Raw genomic sequence first — 23,618 nt, 5'->3', positions numbered from 1 at the left:
TATACTCAAATTCGTGGCATGCATAACAATCAATACACCATCACTGAGGTAAAGGTCATCATTAACGCCGAAGGCAATATTGTAAATGAGAGTGTAATAAGTACGCTGCTTACCGATAGCCGCCGGATCAGCAACGCGGCCGAGGGATTGTTTTTTGCATTGAGCGCCCGGCGCAACGGGCACGAGTTTGTGGCCGAGGCTTATGCCGCCGGGGTACGTAATTTTGTGGTTAAACATGGGCCTGAATTTAACCTGCCCGGCGCCAATTTTTTGCGTGTTGACGATCCGCTGACTGCTTTACAGGCTTTGGCTACAGCTCACCGATGCCAGTTTAAGCTGCAGGTGATAGGCATAACTGGCAGTAACGGTAAAACCATTGTAAAAGAGTGGCTGTATCAATTGCTTACAGCTGATAAAAATATAGTTCGTAACCCCAAAAGTTATAATTCGCAAATTGGGGTGCCGCTGTCTGTATGGCAGATCAACAGCCGGAATGACCTGGGGATTTTTGAGGCAGGTATCTCCACAGTAAATGAAATGGAAAAGCTATGGGCGATCATCAGGCCGCAGATAGGGGTGTTGACACACATCGGCTCAGCTCATGATGAAGGTTTTACCAACAGGCGGCAAAAGGTGCTGGAGAAGCTGCTGCTGTTTAAAAGGAGTAAAAAATTGATTTATCATTATGATGATCTGCTGGATTATCAGAAAGACATCCCGGTGAAAGATACTTTTACCTGGAGCCGCAAATTCAAGGTGGCCGATCTGTATGTTTTCAGCGAGACGGTGATCTCCAAAAAATATTACCTGCGGGCCTATTATCAAAAAAAGGAGATAGAATGCCTGATCCCATTTTCAGACCAGGCTTCTGTCGAAAATGCTATTACCTGCTGGGCCACTATGCTGGCTTTGGGTTATAGTCCGGCTGAGGCAGATAAACGCATCGAACGCCTTAACCCGGTAAGCATGCGCCTGGAGCTGAAAAACGGCATCAATAATTGTTCGGTTATTGATGATACTTATAACTCCGATCTGCAATCGCTGGAGATAGCGCTTAACTTCCTGGGGCAGCAAAATCAGCATCAGAAAAAAACGCTTATCCTGTCGGATATTTTGCAATCGGGCCTGCAGCAGGATGTGCTGTACTGTCAGGTAGCCACGCTCATCGGCACACAAAAGATCGATAGGTTTATTGGGGTAGGTCCGGCACTCATGAATAACCAAACCTGTTTTGCGTTGCCCGAGCAGCATTTTTTTGCTGATACCTCTGCATTAGTGCAGCAGCTCAAGACACTCAATTTTAAAGAAGAAACCATTCTGATCAAAGGCTCACGTAGTTTTGAATTTGAACGCATCAGTAGCGCGCTTACGCAAAAAGCGCATGAAACCATCCTGGAGATCAACCTGAATACGTTGCTGGGCAACCTGAACTTTTATCGCTCCAAATTAAAACCGGGCGTAAAGGTGATGGCTATGGTCAAGGCTTTCTCGTACGGTAGCGGCACCTTTGAGGTGGCCAATATGCTGCAATACAATAAGGCCGATTACCTGGCGGTAGCCTATATTGACGAAGGCGTGGCCCTGCGCCAGGCTGGCATCAACCTGCCATTAGTGGTGCTTAACCCCGAGGCTTCGGCATTTGATAAACTAACCGAGCATAAGCTTCAGCCCGTAATTTATAGCTTTGGTTTGCTGGATGATTTTGTGACCTATAGTCGTGACCATGGTCTGTCGGACTATCCAGTGCATCTGAAAATTGATACAGGCATGCACCGGTTGGGTTTTGAAGGTTTTGAGATAGATATGCTGTGCGATATGCTGGAGCAAAACAGGTATATCCGGGTGGAGTCGGTATTTTCACACCTGGTAGCCAGCGAGGCGCCCCAGCACGATGAGTTTAGTAAAAAACAGATCAAGAGTTTTGAAAAAGCCTTTAAAGAAATAGAAAGGACATTGGGTTATAAGGTGATCAAGCACATTTGCAATACGGCTGGCATCATCCGTTTTCCTGGCGCTCATTATGATATGGTGCGGTTAGGAATCGGTTTATATGGTATCGATTCGTCGGTGCCGGCCAGCGAGCAGGCTTTGCAACCCGTGGCCCGTTTAAAAACCAGCATTGCCCAGGTTAAGAAAATTGGTGCTGGCGATACCATTAGCTATGGCCGGAGCGGCAGCTTGCTCAAAGATGGTAAAATAGCCACCGTACGTATTGGTTATGCCGATGGTTATTTGCGGGCCTTTGGCAACGGCATTGGTAAAATGCTGGTGAAAGGTACGCTGGTGCCCACAGTAGGCAATATAACCATGGATATGTGTATGCTGGATGTAAGCGGCCTGGATGTAAGTGAAGGCGACGAGGTGATCATTTTTGATGATAAGCATCGCATAGAAGAACTGGCCAAACAAATAGGCACTATTCCTTATGAAATATTAACTAATGTTTCACAACGGGTAAAAAGAGTGTATTTTTATGAATAGAGTATCGAGTAGTTAGTATCAAGTATCAAGTATTTTGTAATGCGAATACCGTATTTAAGTTGTCATGATACTTGATACTAACTACTTGATACCAGAATAAAGAAGATATGAACAGATTAGCAGGCGCATTATTAAGGTATTTTGTAAAGGGGTTATTGGTAGTAGTACCTATAGGCGCGGCATTTTTTTTAATTTACTGGGCGGTATCAACTATTGATAAGGCTTTGAATTTGAGCGATGTGCTTTGGGTTGATAAAGATGGTAAGCACGTATACATACCTGGTTTGGGTATCCTGAACGTGGTGGTAGTTATCTTGATAGCAGGTATACTGGTTACCAACGTGATCACCGATCCTATAAAGCGCTGGTTTAACCGTTGGCTTAACCGGTTGCCTTTAATAAAATTCCTGTACTCATCTATTAAAGATCTGACCGAAGCTATTGTAGGCGAGGAGAAGAAGTTTAACGAACCTGTTATCGTAGAAGTCAATGAGTTCGGGTTAAAGAAAATAGGGTTCATCGTACAAAAAGATCTTGCCTCGCTTGACCTGCCTGGCGAGGTGGCTGTTTATTTTCCATATTCTTACTCTTTCGCCGGACAAGTGGTGATCATATCGGCCACCAAAGTAAAACACCTCGACAAAAATGCCGCCGACATGATGAAGTTCGTTATCTCCGGCGGAGTAAGCGGGCTGGATCATTGAGCTTAAAGCCGAAGGCTGAAAGCAAAAAGCTTTAAATTCTTAATATATTAAAAACTTATGATACAAAACGTTAGGCTTTAAGCTTTGAACTTTTAGCTTCCTGAAGGCTTTCTGCTTTAAGCCTTTCGCTTTGAACTTTCTTAAAGCTTCTGATAGCCAAAAGCGTACTGATCAGCATTAACACAGCTCCAAGAATATAGGGTGCTCCCGGGAAATAAGTGTTTGTATTACGGTGGGTGAACAGGTGGAAAACCGAACTCATTAACAAAGGGCCAATAATAACAGCCACACTGGTTAAGCTGGTTAAGGAACCTTGTAACTCACCTTGTTCTTTGGGAGAAACGGTACTGGTGATCAATCCCTGTAACGCGGGGCCCGATATGCCACCCAGGCAATAGGGGATCATATACAGGTACATGAGCCAGCCATGGTTTGCAAAGGCTATCAATGTTAAACCAAGCGTATAAAAGAGCAGGCCAGCCACAATATTTTTTTCCTGCCCGAATTTGGGAATGGTATAACGGATCAGTCCGCCTTGTATGGCTACCAGAACCACGCCAATAAAAATGCCCAGCGTTCCGATGCTGGGCAGCGTCCAGTTAAATTTTTCTATCAGAAAAAAGGATAAAACATATTCTACGGCCTTTTGGGCCACATATACCAACGAGAATGAAGCTACCAGGCCAATAAGCGCCGGATATTTGCCCAGGTTGCGCAATGAGCTTATCGGGTTTGATTTTTTCCACTCAAACCGGCGGCGGTTTTTGATAGCTAAAGACTCAGGCAGCACAAAATAGCCATAAGCAGCGTTAATGAGCGCAAAAGCGGCAGCAGCCATAAAGGGGAATTTTACGTTGAGCTCGCCCAGGTAGGCGCCCAGGCCTATGCCAATAATAAAACCCAGACCGGATGCGGCACCCACCAGTCCGAAGTTGGCTGCCCGGTTTTTCCCGGTACTGATGTCGGCAATGTAGGCTGTGGCGGTAGAGTTGCTGGCACCGGTGATACCGGCAATGGTACGCCCAACAAAAAGCCAGCCTATAGTAGGTGCAAAAGCCATAAAAATATAATCGATGCCAAAACCAAGGAGTGAACTTAGCAATATCGGTCGGCGGCCAAACCTGTCGCTCAGGTTACCCAATACCGACGAAAACAGAAACTGCATGGATGCATAGGTAAATGTTAAATATCCATTATACTGTGTAGCCGTACTTACATCAATATGGCCCAAGGTTTCCAGCAGCTTTGGCATTACCGGTATAATGATCCCCAGGCCAAGTACATCAATAAATAAGGTAACAAATATAAATCCCAGCGCTGCCGAGTGCTTTTTTTTAGGTTTGGAGGTCATTAAAAGTATAAAGCGTTAAAGCAGGTAAAAGTTTTGGAGCATTACACTTTAAACTTTTACCTGCGTATCCTATTTAAAAGTAGGTAATTTTATGGTAACGATTCTATTTTTACCTCTTCTATAGACTCTATCTGATGTTTCTTAACGGTTCTAAAACTCCTTATGACCAATATTGTACTTAGCAGCATCAATACACCGCCCATCATAAAAGGAGCCCCGGCAAATTGTACGGGCGCGCTTTTGCTGGTAAAGTAGGCGAACAGGCTGGTCATCATTGGTGGTCCTATAATGGTGGTGGCGCTCATTAAACTGGTTAAACCGCCTTGTAGTTCGCCCTGCTCATTTGGTGGTACCTCCTGGCTTATTAAACCCTGTAAAGCCGGACCTGCTATACCACCCAGACAGTAGGGAACCAGTATGGCAAACATCATCCAGCCTTTGGTGGCAAAGGCAAACAGGAATAAGCCCACGCTGTAAAGCAACAGGCCAATCCAGATACTTTTTTGCTGACCTAATTTAGGGATAGTGATACGAATAAGCCAACCCTGTACCAATGCAGACATTACCCCAACAAAGCCCAGCGAATAACCTACCCAAGCCTCGTTCCAGCTAAATTTTTCCATGGTGAAAAAGGTCCAGGTGCTTTGTACCGCCTGCGCGGCTATGTATATCAGGATCAATGATACCACCAGGCCACTAATGGCCGGGTATTTTTTTAATTGCATCAGTGAACCCACCGGGTTTGCTCTTTTCCATTCAAACTTACGGCGGTGATCCATCGACAATGATTCAGGTAAAATAAAAAAGCCATACAAGGCATTAATGAGCGCCAGTATTGCTGCCGCGATAAAAGGCAATTTGGTGCTATATTGCCCAAGTATACCGCCTAACACTGGACCTATGATAAAACCCAGGCCAAAGGCCGCACCGATGAGTCCGAAGTTTTGCGCGCGTTTTTCGGGTGTGCTAATATCGGCAATGTAAGCAGAAGCAGTGGTGAAACTGGCTCCGGTAATACCGGCTATAAGTCTGCCCACAAACAGCCAGCCTATGGATGGTGCAAAGGCCAGGAAGGTATAATCGATACTAAAGCCCAGTAATGACGCCAGCAGCACCGGGCGCCGGCCGTATTTATCGCTCAGATTACCCAGCAGCGGGGCGCATATAAACTGCATAAAGGCGTAGGCAAAAGCCAGCCATCCCCCATAGCGCGAAGCATCGCTCAAACTACCATGAATAAGATGTTGTATTAACTTAGGCAATACCGGTATAATGATACCAAAGCCAATAATATCTATCAGCAGCGTAACAAAAATAAATCCTAAGGCGGCCTGTGGTTTAACTTTAGTGCTCATGAGTATATGTTTTTTGCAAATTTTGTTTACAGATCAAATTTACCTCCGCATATGCAAACCTGAAAGGGGCTATTACGACACATTTAGGGGCGCATCGTGACATAATGCAATCTTTCAGATGATAAACAGTATGGGGGAGTGACTTAAAGATAAAAAAGACTCGCTAATGTGCCATTTGTTACAGAGAAGATATCCACAATTGGTATCCACCAAAATAGAAAATGCCGCTCATTGGGGCGGCATTTCTGATATATTCTATCAGTGTTAAAAGTTCGGCTTCAACACATACTTGTTATAGAAACGGGTAATGTGCTCTACGGCTTCTTCGGCGGTATCAACCACGCGGTACAGGTTAAGGTCGTCGGGGTTGATGTTGTGCTGTTCAGCAAGCATTTTTTCTTCTACCCAGTGAAACAGGCCTTTCCAGTATTCTACCCCAACAAAAATAATGGGGAAACGTGCAATTTTACCAGTTTGTATCAGGGTAATCGCTTCAAACGACTCATCCATAGTGCCAAAACCACCCGGCAGGATAATAAAGCCCTGCGAGTATTTCATGAACATTACCTTGCGGATAAAGAAGTAATCAAACTCCAGGATCTTATCCCTGTCGATGTATCGGTTATGAAATTGCTCAAACGGCAATTCGATATTTAAACCTACCGATTTACCACCGGCTTCATACGCGCCTTTGTTGGCCGCTTCCATAATACCTGGTCCACCGCCAGATATTACACCATAACCATGTTCGGTGAGCAGGCGTGCCGTATCTTCGGCCAGCTTATAATACCTGTTATCATTATGGGTACGTGCCGATCCGAATATGGATACACAGGGGCCTATTTTGGCCAGTTTCTCAAAGCCGTCAACAAATTCGGCCATTATTTTAAATATCTGCCAGGAGTCGGTAACCTTTATTTCCTGCCAGTTCTTGTTCTCAAACGCTTGTCTTATCTTTTCTTCGCCTGTCATTATTGTTTTTATAAGTCCGGAAGTCGGAAAAGTCCGCAAGTCCGGGAAGTTTATTTTTTATAAGTCCGGAAATCGGAAAGTTCGCTAAGTCCGGAAAATTAATAACGTAAAAATATAATTATGTTTTGCTTTGCAGGATAATTTGAGTTAAAAACTTTCGGGCTTCCAGTCTCCCCAACTTTCGGGTTTCCGAAAGGAGGTGATCCAAAGACCTACAAAAGTAATTAACCCGTTTACAATGATCAGTTCGTTACTGAAAACATAGCCGCCTAAAATTTTGGCCGATTCGGAGCTTAAAAAGTAACATACCGCCGGTGATATCAAACAAATAAAAGGCACCAGTTTATCGCGCACCTGCCGGCTGCTAACAAACAGGCCAAAGGAATATAGCCCCAATAATGGCCCGTATGTATAGGAGGCTACCGCGAATATGGCGCTAACCACCGCGTCATTATTAATGGCATTAAATATCACAATGGTTAAAAACATTAAGCCCGAAAAAGCGATGTGTACCCCATGCCTGATGCCCACCATTTTTTTGCTGTTGAGATCGCCTTTTTTGTTGAAGTTCAAAAAATCGACGCAGAAAGATGTGGTCAATGCTGTCAAGGCCGAATCGGTAGTGGCAAATGTGGCGGCTGTTAAACCCAGCATAAACACCATGGCCGGCACTATGCCCAGGTATTTAAGGGCGATGGTAGGGTACAGGTAATCGGTTTTATCAACATGGATACCGTATTTGGTTGCGTATATCCAAAGCAAAGCGCCCACGCTCAGGAAAAAGATATTGATCACTACAAATACACCTGTAAAACTGAACATGTTTTTTTGCGCCTCTTTAATGTTTTTAAGGCTCAGGTTCTTTTGCATCAGGTCTTGGTCAAGACCGGTCATACCCACGGTAATGAATAAACCACCCAGAAAGGCTTTGCTAAAGTGGAGCTTACTGCTCAGGAAATCGTTAAAGAAAAATATCTTGGAATAGCTGCTGTCCTTAATGGCATTGGCAGCCTCAAAAATGTTCATGTGCAGGCTCTGGCAAATAAAAAATATCGACAGAAATACCGACAGCACCAGGAAAAAAGTTTGCAAACTATCGGTTATAATAATGGTTTTTAAGCCGCCCTTAAAGGTGTACGACCAAATGAGCAGCAAACAAATCAGCACTGTGACGGCGAAAGGGATATGGTAACTATCGAAAATAAACTTTTGCAGTACGATAACAACCAGGTACAGCCTGAATGCCGAGCCAATAACCCTGCTGATCAAAAAAATGCCAGCCGCGGTTTTATAGCTCCAGGTACCCAGCGCGCCTTCGATATAACTGTAAATAGAGGTGAGTTTAAGCCGGTAATATAATGGCAGCAATACCGTGGCGATAATGATAAAGCCGGCGGCATTACCCAGAACAAACTGAAAGTAAGAGAACTGATCGCCGGAGGGGGCGCCAACCTTGCCTGGCACCGAAATAAAGGTAACGCCGCTGAGTGCCGTACCGATCATCCCGAAGGCTACCAGGTACCATTTGGAATTGCGGTTGGCCACAAAAAAAGTATCGTTATCTGATGATTTTTTGGAGGTAAGCCATGATATGATCAACAATACCAAAAAGTAACCGATAATAAATGAAAGCAGTATTCCGGGCGACATATGTTTGTTTTAAGTCTGCAAGACCGAAAGTCGGGGATTCCGAAAGTTCAGATCTCTGTTTAATCCGAAAGTCGGAAACTTTTTTTACAAAAGGTAATTTTGATTTCGGAATTCGGACGTTTGATTTCGGATTTATCCCTTGCACTCGTTGCAAACGAGCGAAAGGGGATGACGGGAGAGAATTATTCAATAAAACATTCGCTAAATCATTAATTCACTAAATCACTAATTAATAGAGGTTAATGCCTCGGTTAATAAAGGGGTTAACGATTTTTTTATGGGGCTTAACCCCGGTTTACATATTGGTTCGCCTTATTATTGTTATAAATAATAACCAATTATTAAACCTTAATACTTCATCTATGAACAAACAAAAAACTTTCGTTTTGGCACTTTTGGGTGCCTGTGCCGCCTTGTGGGGTTGCAGTAAAACCCGCGACACCTCTTTAAAGACAGATAACGCCGCCGATGTAAATAAGCAGCAAACCAATGCGCTAAGCTCCACCGTAACAAACGATGCCATTGCCGATCTGGCTTATTCGTCCTTTGATGAGGCCTGTTTTAATCCAAATACTAATTTATATTACAGTACAACCAACAAGGATGGTATAGCTGCTATATGGACACAGGCTATTTACTGGGATATGGCTATGGATGTGTATAACCGCAACAGGAAACCGGCCCAACTGGCCCGTGTAAACGCGATGTACCAGGGTGGCTTTAACCAGTACGATGGCTACAACTGGAACAATACCACTACCTGGTTTATATATGACGATATGATGTGGTGGGTGATGGCCCTGGCACGTGCTAACCAACTCACTGGTAATGCCGTTTATTTGCAAAAAGCGCAGGCTGGTTTCGATCGGGTTTGGGCGGGTTCTTATGATGCGGTTGAGGGTGGTATGTTTTGGGATTTTAACCATAGTGGTAAAAACTCCTGCATCAATTTTCCAACCGTAATAGGGGCTATGCGCTTGTATAATATAACCCATGATAAAGCCTATTTAACCAAGGCGCAGTCCATTTATGCCTGGTCGAAAACTAACCTTACGGATGCCAGCACAGGCGAAGTATATGATAATAAAATAGGGGCTAACCCTCCGGGAGGCCAGGCTTATACCTATAATGCCGGTACCGCTATAGGCGCCGCATACGCGCTGTACAAGCAATCACATAATGCCGCCTACCTGGCCGATGCCAAAAGATATGCCGATTATGTAAAAAACAACCTGTGTACCGATGGTATCCTGCCTGCCGAGGGCGACTTTAACGAGCAAGGCGTAATGAAAGCCATATTTGCCGATTACATGATGCAATTGGTGAACGAAGGTGGGCAAAGCCAGTACCTGGACTGGATCAAACAAAATTTAACCACCGGCTGGCTAAACCGCGACAGGGCCCGCAACCTTACTTACCGTAATTATGCCGTAACCTGCCCAACGGGTTATATACAATCATACGAAGCCAGCAGCCTGGTTACCTTTTTGCAGCTGTTCCCTAAAAATGTTTGCCTGTTTCCGCCGGGAGTAACATTTTATGCCAACACCATGTATGGCGGTACCGCCACCAAACCTATCCCTAAAGGCAATTATACCCTGGCCCAGCTGCAAAAGTATGGCTTTGTTGATAATTGGGCATCATCGGCAAGTATCCCTGATGGATGGACGGTAATCCTATACAGCGATGATAATTTCCAGGGTACTTCATGGCAGCTCAACGCCGATACCCCGCATTTTCCTAATCTATCGCCTACGGCAAATGATGTTGTGTCGTCGGTTAAAATACAGTAAGTCTTTTCATTTTGATGAGGCCCCCGCTGCACAGCGGGGGCTTTTTGGTTTAATATTTAGGGGATCTGTTCCTCTCCAAATAATAAATTTAAAACAGCAATAAACTATAAGGCAAAGGAGATGTCAAAAAAACAGAAACTAAATCACAAGTATATGAATAACGTAAACCTTCAAATGAAAAAACTGCTGCTGGTTGCCTCGCTGATATTTGTTACCTACTTAGGGCATAGTCAGAACATCACCTACACCAAAGACGCTTCCGGAAATATGGTTCAGGACGACGGCCACGGCAATAAACGGATCTATAAAACGGATGTATGGGGCAATACGGTTGTGGAAGATGGATGGGGAAGGGTGATCACTAAGCTAAAAAAAGATAATTGGGGTAACGCTATAGAGGAAGGTGAAGACGGAACAAAAAAGGTTTATAAAAAGGATGCATCGGGTAATACCGTTATAGAAGACGAAAGAGGAAGGGTGATCACAACGGTTAAGGAGGATTTTTTGGGAGCGGTGAGCGAAGGTGATGGAGGGAAAAAGGCTTATGGAAAAGATATCTCTGGCAATACGGTTATAAAAGACGACAGGGGGGTAACGATAGGAACCGTTAAGAAAGATATTTTTGGGAATAACGTAGAGGAATATAACGACGGCACAAAAAGAGTTTATGAAAAGAACATTTTTGGCGATACGGTTGTAAAAGACGAACGGGGAACAACTATCTCAACCCGTAAAAAGGACATTTTTGGCAATGTTGAGGAGACGGACGCCCAAGGCAAAAAAAAGACGTATAAAAAAGACATCTTCGGTAATACGGTTGTAACGGATGAAAGCGGAAAGACCATCGGCACCTACAAGAAAAATATTTTTGGGGATACCGTTTTTGAAACGCAGTGATCTTAAGAAACTGTTTTAACCCGGTATTGGCCCCCCGATCTGCATCGGGGGCTTTTGTTTTTGGGAGCATTTTTATTCATCCTGCTTTTTCGTGGGCTATTTTACAAGAAAGATAGCCCATGAAAAGGTGGGTATCAAACCTATAGCGTTAATTCAAATCGCAGAATCGACTCCCCCGGTCTACGCTTCGCTGGACCGCCCTCTCTTCGCCTATGGCGGAAAGAAAGCCTCACCCCAGCCCTCTCCAAAGGAGAGGGGGCTAAAAACAATTTGATAAAGTCCTCTCCTTTGGAGAGGATTATTACATGAAGGCTTCGCCGTTTAGGTGAGGCTCCCCTCTATGCGCGAAGCGGAGAGAGGGGTGACAAGCGCAGCGATGTCGGGGTGAGTCGATAACTGTTTAATTTTTTTCAATAAAAATTTATTGTTTTTCGATAAATAATATTACGTTTGTACTATCATTCTTTAAAACTGGAACTTTATGGAAATTACTACCAAACGAACACTAAACGTATTGCTCATCCTTTCGTGGGTAATATTTGTTGGCGTATGTGTTGAGGCCGGTGGTTTTATAGTAAATGCATTTTTTGCATTGGTGAACCCGGCTGTTGTTAAGCATCTTTGGCACGAAACCGATCTGTCGACCCTTTTACAATATAATACCTGGTATTTTTTTGCAGAGATGCTGTTGATGAGCGTTGTAGCCGTACTAAAAGCCTGGTTGTTTTATCTCATCATCAAAATTATGCACGATAAAAATTTCAGTATGGTTCAGCCTTTCAACAAGGAGGTAAGGCGTTTTATTTTTAATATAGCCTGCATTACCTTCATGATCGGTTTGTTTTCCTGGTGGGGCGTTAAATATACCGGTTGGCTGGTTGAGCAGGGGGTAGCCATGCCCGATGTACAATATTTGCGCCTGGGCGGTGCCGATGTATGGCTGTTTATGAGTGTTACCCTTTTTGTGATCGGGCAGATCTTTAAAAGAGGCGTTGAAATTCAGGCAGAAAACGAACTAACCATATAAGCTATGCCGATCATTGTAAATTTGGATGTGATGATGGCTAAACGCAAAATGTCATTAAATGAACTTTCAGAAAAGGTGGATCTTACGCTGGCCAATCTTTCTATCCTCAAAACCGGCAAAGCAAAAGCCATTCGTTTCAGTACGCTCGAAGCCATTTGCCAGGCGCTGGACTGTCAGCCGGGCGATCTGCTGGAGTATTCGAAAGATTAAATTCCAGCGTTTGCCATTTGGCAAAATCTGATAACTTTGTTTTGACCAATTAGTATTCAGTGTAAACAAAGAGCCATTATCCCAAAAAGCATGGAAAACGCTATCAGTACAAAAACATTAAAAAACGCGGAACTATTGTTACGCATTACCATGAGCATTACCCTGCTGGTTGCCGGTATCAGCAAATTTTGCAGCCACGGGAATTTTCATAAATACTATCTCAAACAGTTCACCAATCCCGATTTGCGTATCAATCTGCCATCGGCCCTGTTTGATATTTACCTGGTCCTGATCCCTTTTATTGAAATGGGAATAGGTATAGCGCTGCTCACATCCTTCAAACGCCGATTTTTTATCGTGGTATGGATATTCTATTTTATTTCCCTGGAAGTAGGGCATTACGTTTTGGAAGAGTTTACCTCCGTCGATCTGCTTATCCCCATCATCCTGTTCGGCGTAGCAGCCTATATACTGCCCGGGTATGAGTTTGTTGGCGGGAAGGATAATAGTTAAGATCAAGTTGTGGGAGTAATATAAAACCACACGTCATTGGAGGTACGAAGCAATCTCTAAGCTATACAGAGCGAACTTTTCTGATTGGTACTGCCTATGTAGGGATTGCTTCGTACCGCAATGACGCGCGGAAAGTTTTTTAGCTGTTACAAGCGGCGGCCTTGTGGCTATTGTGCTAAGTTTATATCATTCAAGTGTACCACAAGCAGGACGCTTGCTGAAACGGGCTGGAATTGATCAATCGTTTGCGTGATAATTATCAATAGTGGTTTTATATCTTTAGACCTTGGATTCCGGTTGATGGATTCGCTCTGTTTTTAATCCAGTTACTTGTTAGTGTATCCAATAAACTTGAAACAAAAATCTGATAAACAGAAACCGGGCATGGAGATTAAGAAATTACGGGTTTACAAAATGGTTTTAATGAGTGATAGTTATGCTTGAGTTTGAACATTTCCCCAAAATAGACGCGCATTTTCACTCTACTTTTTATGATCCGGTGTATGAACAAATAGCGAACGACTATCACTTGAAATACATTAACATCAATACAGATGCGAGTGTTTTTCCGCCAATGGAAGTGCAGGAAAGCGTGGCTTTATCCTATATAAAAAAAGCACCCGCACGTTTTGCTTACATAGCCAGTTTTGAGATGAAAGGATGGCAGCATCCAAATTGGTTTAAGGAGGTATCAAATGGACTGAAAAGATCAATTGAGCAGGGGGCAGTGGGTGTTAAGATCTGGAAAAACATTGGCATGGAAATTTTAAAACCAGATGATAAGTCATTTTTAATGATTGACGACCCGTTTTTTGATCCGCTTTTTCTTTTTTTAAGTGAAAATAAAATTCCGGTACTTACCCATCTGGGAGAACCCAGGAATTGCTGGCTTCCCCTTGAAGAAATGACGTCTGAACGAAACAAAGCATATTATACCAAAAATCCGGAATTTCATGCTTATTTGCATCCGGAAATCCCTTCTTATGAGAGGCAGATAGCGGCAAGAGATTATTTAATGGTGAAATATCCAGAGCTGACATTAGTTGGCGCTCATTTGGGGAGTTTGGAATGGAGTTATGAAGAGCTTGCCAAACGTTTTGACCAATACAGTAACTTTTATGTTGATTTATCTTCGCGCTTAGGGCATTTGCAAATGCAGTCTGTTAAAGACTACGATGGGGTACGTGATTTTTTCATTAAATATGCAGATCGTATCATGTATGGTACAGATGCCTATAATAATCCTGAAAAACTAATAAGCTCATTGATTAACGACTGGAAGTATTTTACAACAAATAAATATGGTGAATCTACGGAAGTAAAAGGTGCTTTTAAGGGAATCGATTTACCCGAAAACATACTCTACCAGCTTTATTATGCCAATGCAAAAAGGATATATCCAGCCTTGAATTGAAATAAAAAAGGAACTCAAAAGCTATCTGACAAATAATACAAAAAAATCCGTATATTTATAAAATCACCAGCCCGGTTACCTTGCAAAAAGGGTAACCGGGCTGTTTAGTTAAGAGAAAACCAAGCCAAAAACCGACCGTTTGGTATGTAGCCATTTGACAATCAATAAATCAATACTTTTTAAAGTTTTTAAAACTGCTCAAAACCGTGTTGAAATTTGTTAAAAAGTGTTAAAATGGATGGTTTTGAATGAATTTTCGAACGTTTTTGCCCTTGTTTTGGCCAGAAAAGTGTTAAAATTTGAGGTTTAAAAAGTTTTGGAGCCCTTATTTTAACAAAAGGCAGTGCCGGTCTGGTAGCTCTCGAAGAATTTGAACGCGGAATATTACACCCCAAATATCCCCACTTTAAAAATAGAATTAAGGATGTACCCTGTTTTTCTGAATTGCCGGTTATTCATTAACTTCGTGCTATGAATTTTTCGTCCAAATTGCTGGAGAATGCTGTTGCCGAGTTTGCCAAACTGCCGGGAGTAGGACAAAAAACAGCCCTGCGTCTGGTACTCCATTTATTGAATCAGGATAAGCAGGATGTGGAGCAGTTTAGTAAGGCTATCAGTAAGTTACGCAACGAGATACAGTTTTGCAGCGTTTGCCATAACATCTCAGACCAATCGGTATGCGAGATCTGCTCGTCGCATAAACGCGATCATAGCCTGATATGCGTAGTAGAGGATACCCGTGATGTAATGGCTATCGAAAATACCAATCAATACAACGGTGTATACCATGTTCTGGGCGGCCTGATATCGCCTATGGACGGCATCGGGCCATCAGATCTGCAGGTGGATACTTTAGTAGAACGGTTGAAGGCAAATGAAACCAAAGAGATCATTTTTGCCCTCAGTGCCACCATGGAAGGGGATACTACTTTGTTCTATCTTCATAAAAGAGTAAAAAACTTTAACATTACTATCTCCACCATTGCCCGTGGCATAGCTTTTGGAGGTGAGTTGGAGTACGTTGATGAAATTACCCTCGGGCGATCTATCGCTACACGTGTTCCATATGAAAACTCACTGACAAAGTAAAAAATGAAACTATCGGTTATCATTGTTAATTATAATACCTGCAACATGCTCCGGCTGGCGCTTAACTCTGTGGTAAGAGCCGCCCAGGACATCGTGAATGAGGTTTTTGTGGTTGATAATGGTTCAACTGACCGGTCGTTGGCAATGGTGCAGGAGGAGTTTCCGGAGGTAAAGGTGATAGCCAATACCACAAATGGGGGTATGGCCAAAGCCTATAACCAGGCCCTAAAACTGGTTTCGGGAGAGTATATTTTAATGGTCAATGCGGATACTATTACAGGCAAAAAGACCATAGAGAAAACACTGGAGTTTATGGATGCGCATGCCGATTCTGGAGGACTTGGCGTTCGTATGATCACACCTGATGGTAGTTTTCTGAAAGAGTCGAAACATGGCTTTACTAAACCCTGGGGCATATTTTTTAAACTGACCGGGCTGGCTAAGTATTTTTCAAAATCGCGCCTGACCGATGTTTTGCGTAAAGACTGGGTAGAGGAGTTTCAAACTTCTGAAACCGATGTGCTGAATGGCGCTTTTATGCTGTACCGCAAAGAAGCCCTTGACCTGGCGGGTGTACTCGATGAGCGTTTCCATATTTATGGATATGATATCGACCTGTCATACAGGGTAAGGCTTACCGGGTTTAAAAACTACTATTTTCCAAAAACGTATATCATCAACTTTAATACAAGGGGTAAAGCTAAATTTAGCTGTGCTTATATCAGGGAATTTTATGGGGCTATGATTATATTCGCCACCAAATACTTGTTTAAGGTGCCCGAAATAAAAGTGGAGGGCTTACCGCAGCTTTACCCTCCATCGTATGAAGTTGAATAATAAAATCATTATCATCACCGGCGCCTCATCGGGCATTGGCAAATCATTGGCTATTGAATGTGCTAAACGCGGGGCAAATATAGTACTGGCTGCCCGTCAGTATGTTACCCTTTGCGAAATAGCACAGGATCTGGAAAAGCAATATAGTATTAAAGCTCTTGCCGTGCAATGCGATGTAGCCGTTGAGGAGGATTGCGCTCATCTGATCAAACAAACACTAACCACATTTGGTAAAATAGATGTATTGATCAACAATGCGGGCATCTCTATGCGGGCCTTGTTTCAGGATGCTGATCTGAAAGTATTAAAAAGTCTGATGGATGTTAATTTCTGGGGAACGGTATACTGTACCAAATATGCCTTGCCCGAAATCTTGAAAACCCAGGGCAGCATAGTGGGCATATCATCCATAGCCGGGTATAAAGGTCTGCCCGGCCGCACAGGCTACTCGGCCTCTAAATTCGCGATGAACGGTTTTTTAGATTCGTTGCGGGTTGAGAATTTAAAAACAGGGGTTCATGTGCTTACGGCTTGTCCTGGGTTTACGGCGTCAAACATCCGCAATACCGCTTTGGCAAAAGATGGTAGTCAGCAAGGTGAAAGTTCTATGGACGAGAATAAGATGATGAGCAGCGAAGAAGTTGCCCGGATCATTGCTGATGGCATCGAAAACCGTTCACGTACCCTCATCATGACCACACAGGGTAAGCTAACCGTAGCCATTAGCAAATTTCTGCCGGCATTTTTGGACAAGATGGTGTATAATGTTTTCGCAAAAGAAAAGAATCCGTTACTGAAATAATTCATCAATTTACTGAGCTATTTCCTGATTGAGGCTCTGCATCCGTATTGTTTATTGGGGACATTTTGTTTAAATTTGATAGTATGGAAAAGGCTAAACAGGTTTTTAGTGAAGCTGAGATACGGCTTTTAAAAGAGGGTTTAAAACGCACTTATAAAGAGCGCTTTCAAATGATCACCCGTTTATATAAAATTCAACAGACCCTAAATAAAGCATCTATTTTACATAAACCCTTTATCAGCAAATAATTAGTGGATATTTTTGATGAGGACATATTAAGTTTTTGGAAATCTATTAACAGCCGTTTGTGGGGCTGAGAGACAACAGGCTCAAACTTTGGACATCGGTACTAAAGTGAGGTTTTTAAAGCATTCATTTGTGTTAATGGAATTTTTAGTTGTATTAAGATACCAGATACCATCAATGCAATTCAAGGTAAAGCTTTCGTCATCTGTTACGCTTAACCAAATTATATTAAGAGAGTCTTCAGTATAAAGACTTTCAAACTCTTCATCATTTAAGTATAAGACTTTATTGAGCAAAAGCATATATTTAATATACCAATATTCAGCTTGAAATCGCAATGAAAAATTAGTAAAGGGTTCAATTTCTAATTCCTTAATTAACTTAGTTCTTTTAGCCTCACATTTCAATCTCTTCAGGAAAGTTAAATCATGAATCTCATTTGTGATTTTAAATTTGATAAAATTTATTTCTTGTTCCATTGACACTACAATTAGCTACCATATAATAAAAATCTCTGATAATCCCTTAATGATGTAAATCAAGGTTCAGACTAATCACCCAACCGCTCAAAATCATTGATCTTATCCAGGTGCAATACAACTCGACCATCCTCATCACGGTCAAATGTGGGTTTAAATTTGGCATCCCATACCATATCTTTATAAGTGTAGGTAGTACGGGAGTGGATGGTTTGCGAAAAGGTATCGTCAAATATTCTGAGCAGTACCGAGAAAACTACCTGGGCTTTCTCAAAATCTTCCCGTGTAAAATCTTTCAGCGGACTATCGTCATCAATGGGATGTACTACCGTCCAGTTGATGGATAATATACTTACCGCTTTACGTTCCAGCATCAACTGATAAAACTTACGCTCTGTTTTGCCATTTACCTCTTCGTTATAGGAAAAATTAACTTCTATATGCAAATCAATCAATACATTGTGTCTTGCATTGGCCAGTCGGAACATGAGGCCGGTTTTATCTCCTCTGTAAGGGGCCACAAGAATATTTTCGCTGTATTTGATCTTGGCGGTAGGTTTTGAAAAACGGCCGTAAAGCAAGCCTGTAGCTAAAGCAAAGGCCAGTAGGCCCATCATGGACTCCAACGCAGCCACGCTGTTGGCCGCCATCCCTTGCGGACTAATATGCCCGTAGCCAACAGTAGATATGGTTTGTGCCGAAAAAAAGAAGGCATCCATAAAGTGATCAAAAAACGTAGTGCCACTTTTGCCGTCCAGACTATTTGGTCCAAGGGCAACGTATATGCAGGCAAAGATGATATTGGCCACCAAATAACCACTTAAAACAACCAGCCAAAATTTTGTCCAGCTCATATTAATGAGGCTCTGGTAGCTGTTTAACCGGTTAAAGAAGGGGAGGCCTGTACGTTTTACGTTGATAGATCCGTCTTTATTAATTACCGGCTGACTTTTTATAACCGGCTGTGTGCCAAAGCCAAGATCGTCTTCCGGGTTTACTTTTCGTGTATTATGGTTCATTTGAAGTGTAAGCTTTTCGGCTTTTGCGTAAATTTATCATTCTGTTTGCTTTTAGTAAAAACTATTTCCATATTTGTGGCACAAATGAAAATGATAGTATTAAACAATAACTGGTGGTGGCTTAACGATTAATCGTAAGGCAATTCCGTTTTGTTTTTTAACATAATATTCAGAAGGGTTGCCATAAGGTAACCCTTTTTTTATTCCCCCAGGCCCCTAAAAGAGGAGCATAAGGGGAAAAGTAATTAACCATTAAAAATTCCCCCTTTAGGGGGTTAGGGGGCATGAAACAGATACTAAATCATCTTTTTGAACACAAAACCTTTACCAGGGAAGCTTCAAAAAATATTTTGATAAACATTGCACAGGGACAATATAACACCTCGCAAATGGCAGCTTTTATGACGGCTTATTGCATGCGCAGTATTACTGTTGATGAGCTGGAAGGTTTTCGCGATGCGATGCTGGAGCTTTGTTTGCCTATCGACCTGGAAACCGGTCAGCTGATAGATCTTTGTGGTACCGGTGGCGATGGTAAGGATACTTTCAATATATCAACCCTGGCATCGTTTGTTGTAGCAGGGGCTGGCTATAAAGTGGCCAAGCATGGTAATTATGGGGTATCATCGGGTTGCGGTTCATCCAATGTAATAGAATACCTGGGTTACCAGTTCTCCAATGATGCTGATAAGTTAAAAACGAGTATCGATAAAGCCAATATCTGCTTTTTACACGCGCCCTTGTTTCACCCGGCCATGAAAACAGTAGCCCCTATACGTCGTGAATTGGGGGTGAAAACATTTTTTAATATGTTAGGCCCCTTGGTTAATCCTGCTAAGCCAGAGAATCAGCTGGTGGGCGTATTTAACCTTGAGCTTGCGAGGGTTTATGCCTATCTATATCAAAAATCAACCACCAAATACACCATCGTGAATGCGCTGGAAGGCTATGACGAGATTTCGCTCACCTGCGATTTCAAAACATTCTCTGCCGAAGGCGAAAAGATCAATACAGTAGAAAGCCTGGGTTTTGAAAAATTAGATCCTAAGCAAATAACCGGTGGGGATACCGTAGCTGCATCAGCTAAGATATTTAGCGATGTGCTTAATAATCAGGGTACATTTGCCCAGAATAACGTGGTGTTATCTAACGCGGCGCTGGCTATCAAAACCATTGGGCCTGAAAAAAGCTTTGCCGATTGCTATTATGAAGCAGAGGAAGCCTTGTTGAATGGGAAAGCGTTAAATAGTTTTAATCTTTTATTGATGAACTAAGCATGAGGATCAAAGTTTGTGGCCTAAAGCAACCAGAAAACATCAAAGCCGTAGCCGCCTTAAAACCGGATTACATGGGCTTTATTTGCTATGGGCCATCGCCACGCTTTATCAGTGCGTTGTCTGCAGATGCACTGGCAACAATACCTGCATCTATCCACAAAACCGGGGTTTTTGTAAATGAAACTGCCGAAACCATCAACGCGCTGATTGAGCGGTATGGTTTTGATACGATACAGCTGCACGGCGATGAAAGCCCGGAATTTGCTGATGCTTTTAAAGGCAGGGTAACCGTTATAAAAGCGTTTGGGATTGATAATGACTTTGATTTCAGCAAACTTATTGCTTACGTCAACAAAGTTGATTATTTGATGTTCGATACAAAAACCACTATTTATGGCGGCTCTGGTAAAGTGTTTAACTGGAATATTTTGAATAAATATACATTGGATACTCCCTTCTTTTTATCTGGCGGCATAAGTCTGGATAATATAGAGGAAGTGAAAAATATAACCCATCCGCAATTTTACGCGGTTGATCTAAACAGCCGGTTTGAAGACGAACCGGGACTAAAAAATATTCAGAAACTGGAAAAAGCATTTGATATCATCAAAAAACACACTATTACAGATGAAATACGGAGTTAACGAACATGGTTACTATGGTGATTTTGGCGGCGCTTATATCCCCGAAATGCTGTATCCAAACGTCGAAGAACTAAGGCAGCAATACCTTACCATCATCAATGATCCCGGCTTTAAGGCGGAGTTTGATGATCTGCTGAAAAATTATGTAGGCAGGCCATCGCCACTGTATCATGCCAAAAGATATTCGGAAAAATATGGCGCTAACATATTTTTTAAGCGTGAAGATCTGAACCATACCGGCTCGCATAAGATCAACAATGCCATTGGGCAGATACTACTGGCCAAACGCCTGGGCAAAAAACGTATCATTGCCGAAACTGGCGCAGGTCAGCATGGTGTGGCAACTGCTACGGTATGCGCCCTGATGGGTATTGAATGCGTGGTATACATGGGCGAAATTGATATGGCCCGCCAGGCACCCAACGTTTCCCGTATGAAAATGCTGGGTGCTACGGTAAGACCAGCATCATCGGGCAGTAAAACACTCAAAGACGCCACCAACGAAGCCCTGCGCGACTGGATAGCCAACCCGGTTGATACTCATTACATTATCGGCTCGGTGGTTGGCCCTTATCCTTATCCGGATATGGTGGCCTGTTTTCAGTCGATCATATCCGAAGAAACCAAAAAACAACTCGCAGAACATACAGGTAAAGAATTACCCGAGTACGTACTGGCCTGTGTGGGTGGCGGCAGTAATGCCATGGGAATGTTTTATCACTTTTTAGATGACGAACAGGTGAAACTGGTAGCTGTTGAAGCAGCAGGTAAAGGCGTTGATAGCGGTCATTCTGCAGCTACAACCTTCCTCGGCCATGAAGGCGTTTTGCATGGTAGCCGCACCATACTGATGCAAACACCCGATGGACAAGTGGTTGAACCATATTCCATTTCAGCAGGCTTGGATTATCCGGGAATTGGTCCGCAGCATGCGCATTTGTATAAAATAAACCGTGCCCTGTATGTGAGTGTTACCGATGACGAAGCCATGAAGGCCGGTTTACTTTGCTCACAAATGGAAGGTATTATCCCCGCCATCGAATCATCGCATGCACTGGCACAGCTTGAGAAAATGAAATTTAATTCAACTGATAACGTCGTGATCTGCCTGTCGGGCCGTGGCGATAAAGATCTGGATACATTTATTAAATATTTCGGTTATTAAATTAGTTCATGGATAATAGTTCATGGATCATAGCAAAAACAATGTGCAACCGTCAACTATAAAACCAATCATTACCATGAACAATGAACCATCAACTCTAAGCTACACCACAATGAACCGCCTTAACCAGCTTTTTGCATCAAAGAAAGATAACCTGTTATCCATATACTATACTGCGGGTTACCCTGCTTTGAACACCACAGTTGATATTGCTGAGGCTTTGGAAAAAGCAGGTGCTGATTTTCTGGAAGTAGGTTTCCCATACTCCGATCCTGTAGCTGATGGGCCAACCATACAACACAGTTCTGAACAAGCGCTGGAAAACGGGATGACCCTCAACCAACTATTTGAGGAACTTACCGAATTGCGCAAACGGGTTACCATTCCTATACTGCTCATGGGCTATTTTAATCCGATAGCACAATACGGCGTTGAGCATTTCTGCAAAAAAGCGGCTGAACTGGGTGTGGATGGCGTTATTGTACCTGACCTGCCCATGTATGAGTACGAAGCCTTGTATTCGACTCATTTTATCAATAATAACCTGAGTAATATATTCCTGGTTACACCGCAAACGTCACCAGATCGAATTCGTAAAATTGATGAGTTGAGCAATAGTTTTATTTACCTGCTGTCGTCGTCGTCTATAACAGGTGGTAGTCTGCAGCTTACCAATAGTATTGAGGATTACTACAAGCGCATTAAAGCCATGGAGCTTAAAAATCCAACCATCATTGGTTTTGGCATCTCAGACAATGCAACCTTCAAAAAAGCCTGTGAATATGCCAATGGCGCCATTGTAGGCAGTAAATTTGTTAAGCTGCTGGCCGAAGATGGTTATATGGAAAAGATACCAGCGTTTATACAGAGTATAAGATAGATCAAGGATTTTTGGAGCAAGGATTAAGGACTTTCTTTTCATGCGTTTGTCTTTGTTCCAAAAATCTTTGTTCTTTGCTCCCCAAAAACTATAGATACAACTCCAGATCTCCTTTACCTTCACGGATGATCTCGAAGTCACCATCTGTACAGTCAACTACGGTAGAGGCAATGTTGTCACCATAACCACCATCTATCACGATATCAACCAGGTCCTCATATTTCTCGTAGATCAGTTCAGGATCGGTGGAGTACTCTATAATATCATCATCATCTTTAATAGAGGTGGATAGGATGGGGTTACCCAGAACCCGCACGATCTCACGGGCTATCTCATTATCAGGCACCCGGATACCCACTGTTTTTTTATTGGAGCTCAATAGTTTGGGGACCATATGGCTGGCATTAAATATAAAGGTAAACGGCCCCGGTAAAGCCTTTTTAAGTACCCTGAAGGTGGTATTATCAATCGGCTTGATATAATCAGATATATGGCTCAAGTCGTAGCATATAAAGGAAAAATTAGCCTTTTCGGGTTTAATGTTCCTGATCTTGCAGATGGCTTCAATGGCTTTATGATTGGTGATATCGCAACCCAGGCCGTAAACGGTATCGGTAGGGTATATGATGAGGCCACCTTTGCGTAATACTTCAACCACCTGCTCTATAGCTTTAGGGTTAGGATTTTCGGGATATATTTTAATAAGCATGATATACAGACAAATATACCTATAACTTGCAGGGCTGACGCATTAGGAATTTGATTTAGCGATTAATGAAAGTAGAAATTTGTGGTTCCAACCGGCCATTTTCC

At 42.7% G+C, this 23,618-nt stretch carries 23 protein-coding genes; 16 read left to right on the top strand and 7 right to left on the bottom strand.

Going from position 1 to position 23,618, the window contains the following annotated elements; genetic code table 11:
- Positions 1-18 precede the first annotated feature (18 nt).
- Together AB6735_RS27230 and AB6735_RS27225 are read left to right on the top strand one after the other, a co-directional pair.
- Positions 19-2,481 (top strand): bifunctional UDP-N-acetylmuramoyl-tripeptide:D-alanyl-D-alanine ligase/alanine racemase, encoded by a 2,463-nt coding sequence (locus tag AB6735_RS27230; protein WP_370999347.1) that lies wholly within the window; start codon positions 19-21, stop codon positions 2,479-2,481.
- 107 nt (positions 2,482-2,588) lie between these two features.
- A complete protein-coding gene (locus AB6735_RS27225; protein WP_370999346.1) occupies positions 2,589-3,185 on the top strand; it encodes a DUF502 domain-containing protein in 597 nt (198 codons plus the stop codon).
- 70 nt (positions 3,186-3,255) lie between these two features.
- Here AB6735_RS27225 and AB6735_RS27220 read toward each other — a convergent pair whose 3' ends face one another.
- The 4 genes from AB6735_RS27220 to AB6735_RS27205 form a co-directional block, all read right to left on the bottom strand.
- Positions 3,256-4,536 carry a TCR/Tet family MFS transporter gene (locus AB6735_RS27220; protein WP_370999345.1) on the bottom strand — a complete coding sequence of 427 codons (1,281 nt, stop codon included), beginning with the start codon at positions 4,534-4,536 and terminating at the stop codon, positions 3,256-3,258.
- An 89-nt stretch (positions 4,537-4,625) separates the two neighbouring features.
- Positions 4,626-5,891: a TCR/Tet family MFS transporter gene (locus tag AB6735_RS27215; protein WP_370999344.1), complete on the bottom strand. Its 1,266-nt coding sequence runs from the start codon at positions 5,889-5,891 to the stop codon at positions 4,626-4,628.
- A gap of 264 nt (positions 5,892-6,155) precedes the next feature.
- Positions 6,156-6,863 carry a TIGR00730 family Rossman fold protein gene (locus AB6735_RS27210; protein ID WP_370999343.1) on the bottom strand — a complete coding sequence of 236 codons (708 nt, stop codon included), beginning with the start codon at positions 6,861-6,863 and terminating at the stop codon, positions 6,156-6,158.
- Between the two features lie 147 nt (positions 6,864-7,010).
- Positions 7,011-8,513, bottom strand: a complete 1,503-nt coding sequence (locus tag AB6735_RS27205) for a sodium:solute symporter (protein WP_370999342.1) — start codon at positions 8,511-8,513, stop codon at positions 7,011-7,013.
- A gap of 362 nt (positions 8,514-8,875) precedes the next feature.
- Between AB6735_RS27205 and AB6735_RS27200 the strand changes: the two genes are divergently transcribed.
- From AB6735_RS27200 to AB6735_RS27155, 10 genes are all read left to right on the top strand, one after another.
- The gene (locus AB6735_RS27200) at positions 8,876-10,306 is read left to right on the top strand and encodes a glycoside hydrolase family 76 protein (protein ID WP_370999341.1); all 1,431 of its coding nucleotides are present in this window, start codon (positions 8,876-8,878) and stop codon (positions 10,304-10,306) included.
- A gap of 153 nt (positions 10,307-10,459) precedes the next feature.
- Positions 10,460-11,203: a hypothetical protein gene (locus AB6735_RS27195; RefSeq protein WP_370999340.1), complete on the top strand. Its 744-nt coding sequence runs from the start codon at positions 10,460-10,462 to the stop codon at positions 11,201-11,203.
- A 481-nt stretch (positions 11,204-11,684) separates the two neighbouring features.
- Positions 11,685-12,230: a hypothetical protein gene (locus tag AB6735_RS27190; RefSeq protein ID WP_370999339.1), complete on the top strand. Its 546-nt coding sequence runs from the start codon at positions 11,685-11,687 to the stop codon at positions 12,228-12,230.
- A 3-nt stretch (positions 12,231-12,233) separates the two neighbouring features.
- Positions 12,234-12,440 (top strand): helix-turn-helix domain-containing protein, encoded by a 207-nt coding sequence (locus tag AB6735_RS27185; protein WP_370999338.1) that lies wholly within the window; start codon positions 12,234-12,236, stop codon positions 12,438-12,440.
- A 90-nt stretch (positions 12,441-12,530) separates the two neighbouring features.
- Complete coding sequence (locus AB6735_RS27180; RefSeq protein WP_370999337.1) at positions 12,531-12,953, top strand: hypothetical protein; 423 nt, start codon at positions 12,531-12,533, stop codon at positions 12,951-12,953.
- Positions 12,954-13,527: 574 nt separating this feature from the next.
- On the top strand, positions 13,528-14,367 hold the full coding sequence (locus AB6735_RS27175; RefSeq protein ID WP_370999336.1) for an amidohydrolase family protein: 840 nt from the start codon (positions 13,528-13,530) through the stop codon (positions 14,365-14,367).
- A gap of 471 nt (positions 14,368-14,838) precedes the next feature.
- Complete coding sequence (gene recR, locus AB6735_RS27170; RefSeq protein ID WP_370999335.1) at positions 14,839-15,456, top strand: recombination mediator RecR; 618 nt, start codon at positions 14,839-14,841, stop codon at positions 15,454-15,456.
- Between the two features lie 3 nt (positions 15,457-15,459).
- On the top strand, positions 15,460-16,293 hold the full coding sequence (locus AB6735_RS27165) for a glycosyltransferase family 2 protein (RefSeq protein WP_370999334.1): 834 nt from the start codon (positions 15,460-15,462) through the stop codon (positions 16,291-16,293).
- Positions 16,280-17,095, top strand: a complete 816-nt coding sequence (locus AB6735_RS27160; RefSeq protein WP_370999333.1) for an SDR family oxidoreductase — start codon at positions 16,280-16,282, stop codon at positions 17,093-17,095. The genes AB6735_RS27165 and AB6735_RS27160 overlap by 14 nt, the downstream gene beginning before the upstream one ends.
- A gap of 83 nt (positions 17,096-17,178) precedes the next feature.
- Positions 17,179-17,343, top strand: a complete 165-nt coding sequence (locus tag AB6735_RS27155) for a hypothetical protein (RefSeq protein ID WP_370999332.1) — start codon at positions 17,179-17,181, stop codon at positions 17,341-17,343.
- Between the two features lie 81 nt (positions 17,344-17,424).
- On the opposite strand, the gene AB6735_RS27150 is transcribed toward AB6735_RS27155, so the two are convergent.
- Positions 17,425-17,820 carry a hypothetical protein gene (locus AB6735_RS27150; RefSeq protein ID WP_370999331.1) on the bottom strand — a complete coding sequence of 132 codons (396 nt, stop codon included), beginning with the start codon at positions 17,818-17,820 and terminating at the stop codon, positions 17,425-17,427.
- Between the two features lie 71 nt (positions 17,821-17,891).
- Positions 17,892-18,839, bottom strand: coding sequence for an ion channel (locus AB6735_RS27145; protein ID WP_370999330.1), 948 nt, complete (start codon positions 18,837-18,839; stop codon positions 17,892-17,894).
- A 284-nt stretch (positions 18,840-19,123) separates the two neighbouring features.
- Here AB6735_RS27145 and trpD point away from each other — a divergent pair, with 284 nt between their 5' ends.
- From trpD to trpA, 4 genes are all read left to right on the top strand, one after another.
- The gene (gene trpD, locus AB6735_RS27140; protein ID WP_370999329.1) at positions 19,124-20,113 is read left to right on the top strand and encodes an anthranilate phosphoribosyltransferase; all 990 of its coding nucleotides are present in this window, start codon (positions 19,124-19,126) and stop codon (positions 20,111-20,113) included.
- A gap of 2 nt (positions 20,114-20,115) precedes the next feature.
- Positions 20,116-20,760, top strand: a complete 645-nt coding sequence (locus AB6735_RS27135) for a phosphoribosylanthranilate isomerase (protein WP_370999328.1) — start codon at positions 20,116-20,118, stop codon at positions 20,758-20,760.
- Positions 20,744-21,925 carry a tryptophan synthase subunit beta gene (trpB, locus tag AB6735_RS27130; protein WP_370999327.1) on the top strand — a complete coding sequence of 394 codons (1,182 nt, stop codon included), beginning with the start codon at positions 20,744-20,746 and terminating at the stop codon, positions 21,923-21,925. The genes AB6735_RS27135 and trpB overlap by 17 nt, the downstream gene beginning before the upstream one ends.
- Before the next feature lie 112 nt (positions 21,926-22,037).
- On the top strand, positions 22,038-22,805 hold the full coding sequence (gene trpA, locus AB6735_RS27125) for a tryptophan synthase subunit alpha (RefSeq protein ID WP_370999360.1): 768 nt from the start codon (positions 22,038-22,040) through the stop codon (positions 22,803-22,805).
- Positions 22,806-22,893: 88 nt separating this feature from the next.
- Here the strand turns inward: trpA and AB6735_RS27120 are convergent, their stop codons facing one another.
- Entirely contained in the window at positions 22,894-23,514 is a 621-nt protein-coding gene (locus AB6735_RS27120; RefSeq protein WP_370999326.1) for an L-threonylcarbamoyladenylate synthase, read from the bottom strand.
- Positions 23,515-23,618: the final 104 nt, after the last annotated feature.

Source organism: Mucilaginibacter sp. RCC_168, assembly GCF_041355315.1.
Classification (GTDB): Bacteria; Bacteroidota; Bacteroidia; order Sphingobacteriales; family Sphingobacteriaceae; genus Mucilaginibacter.
This window is presented reverse-complemented; position numbering and strand designations above follow the sequence as displayed.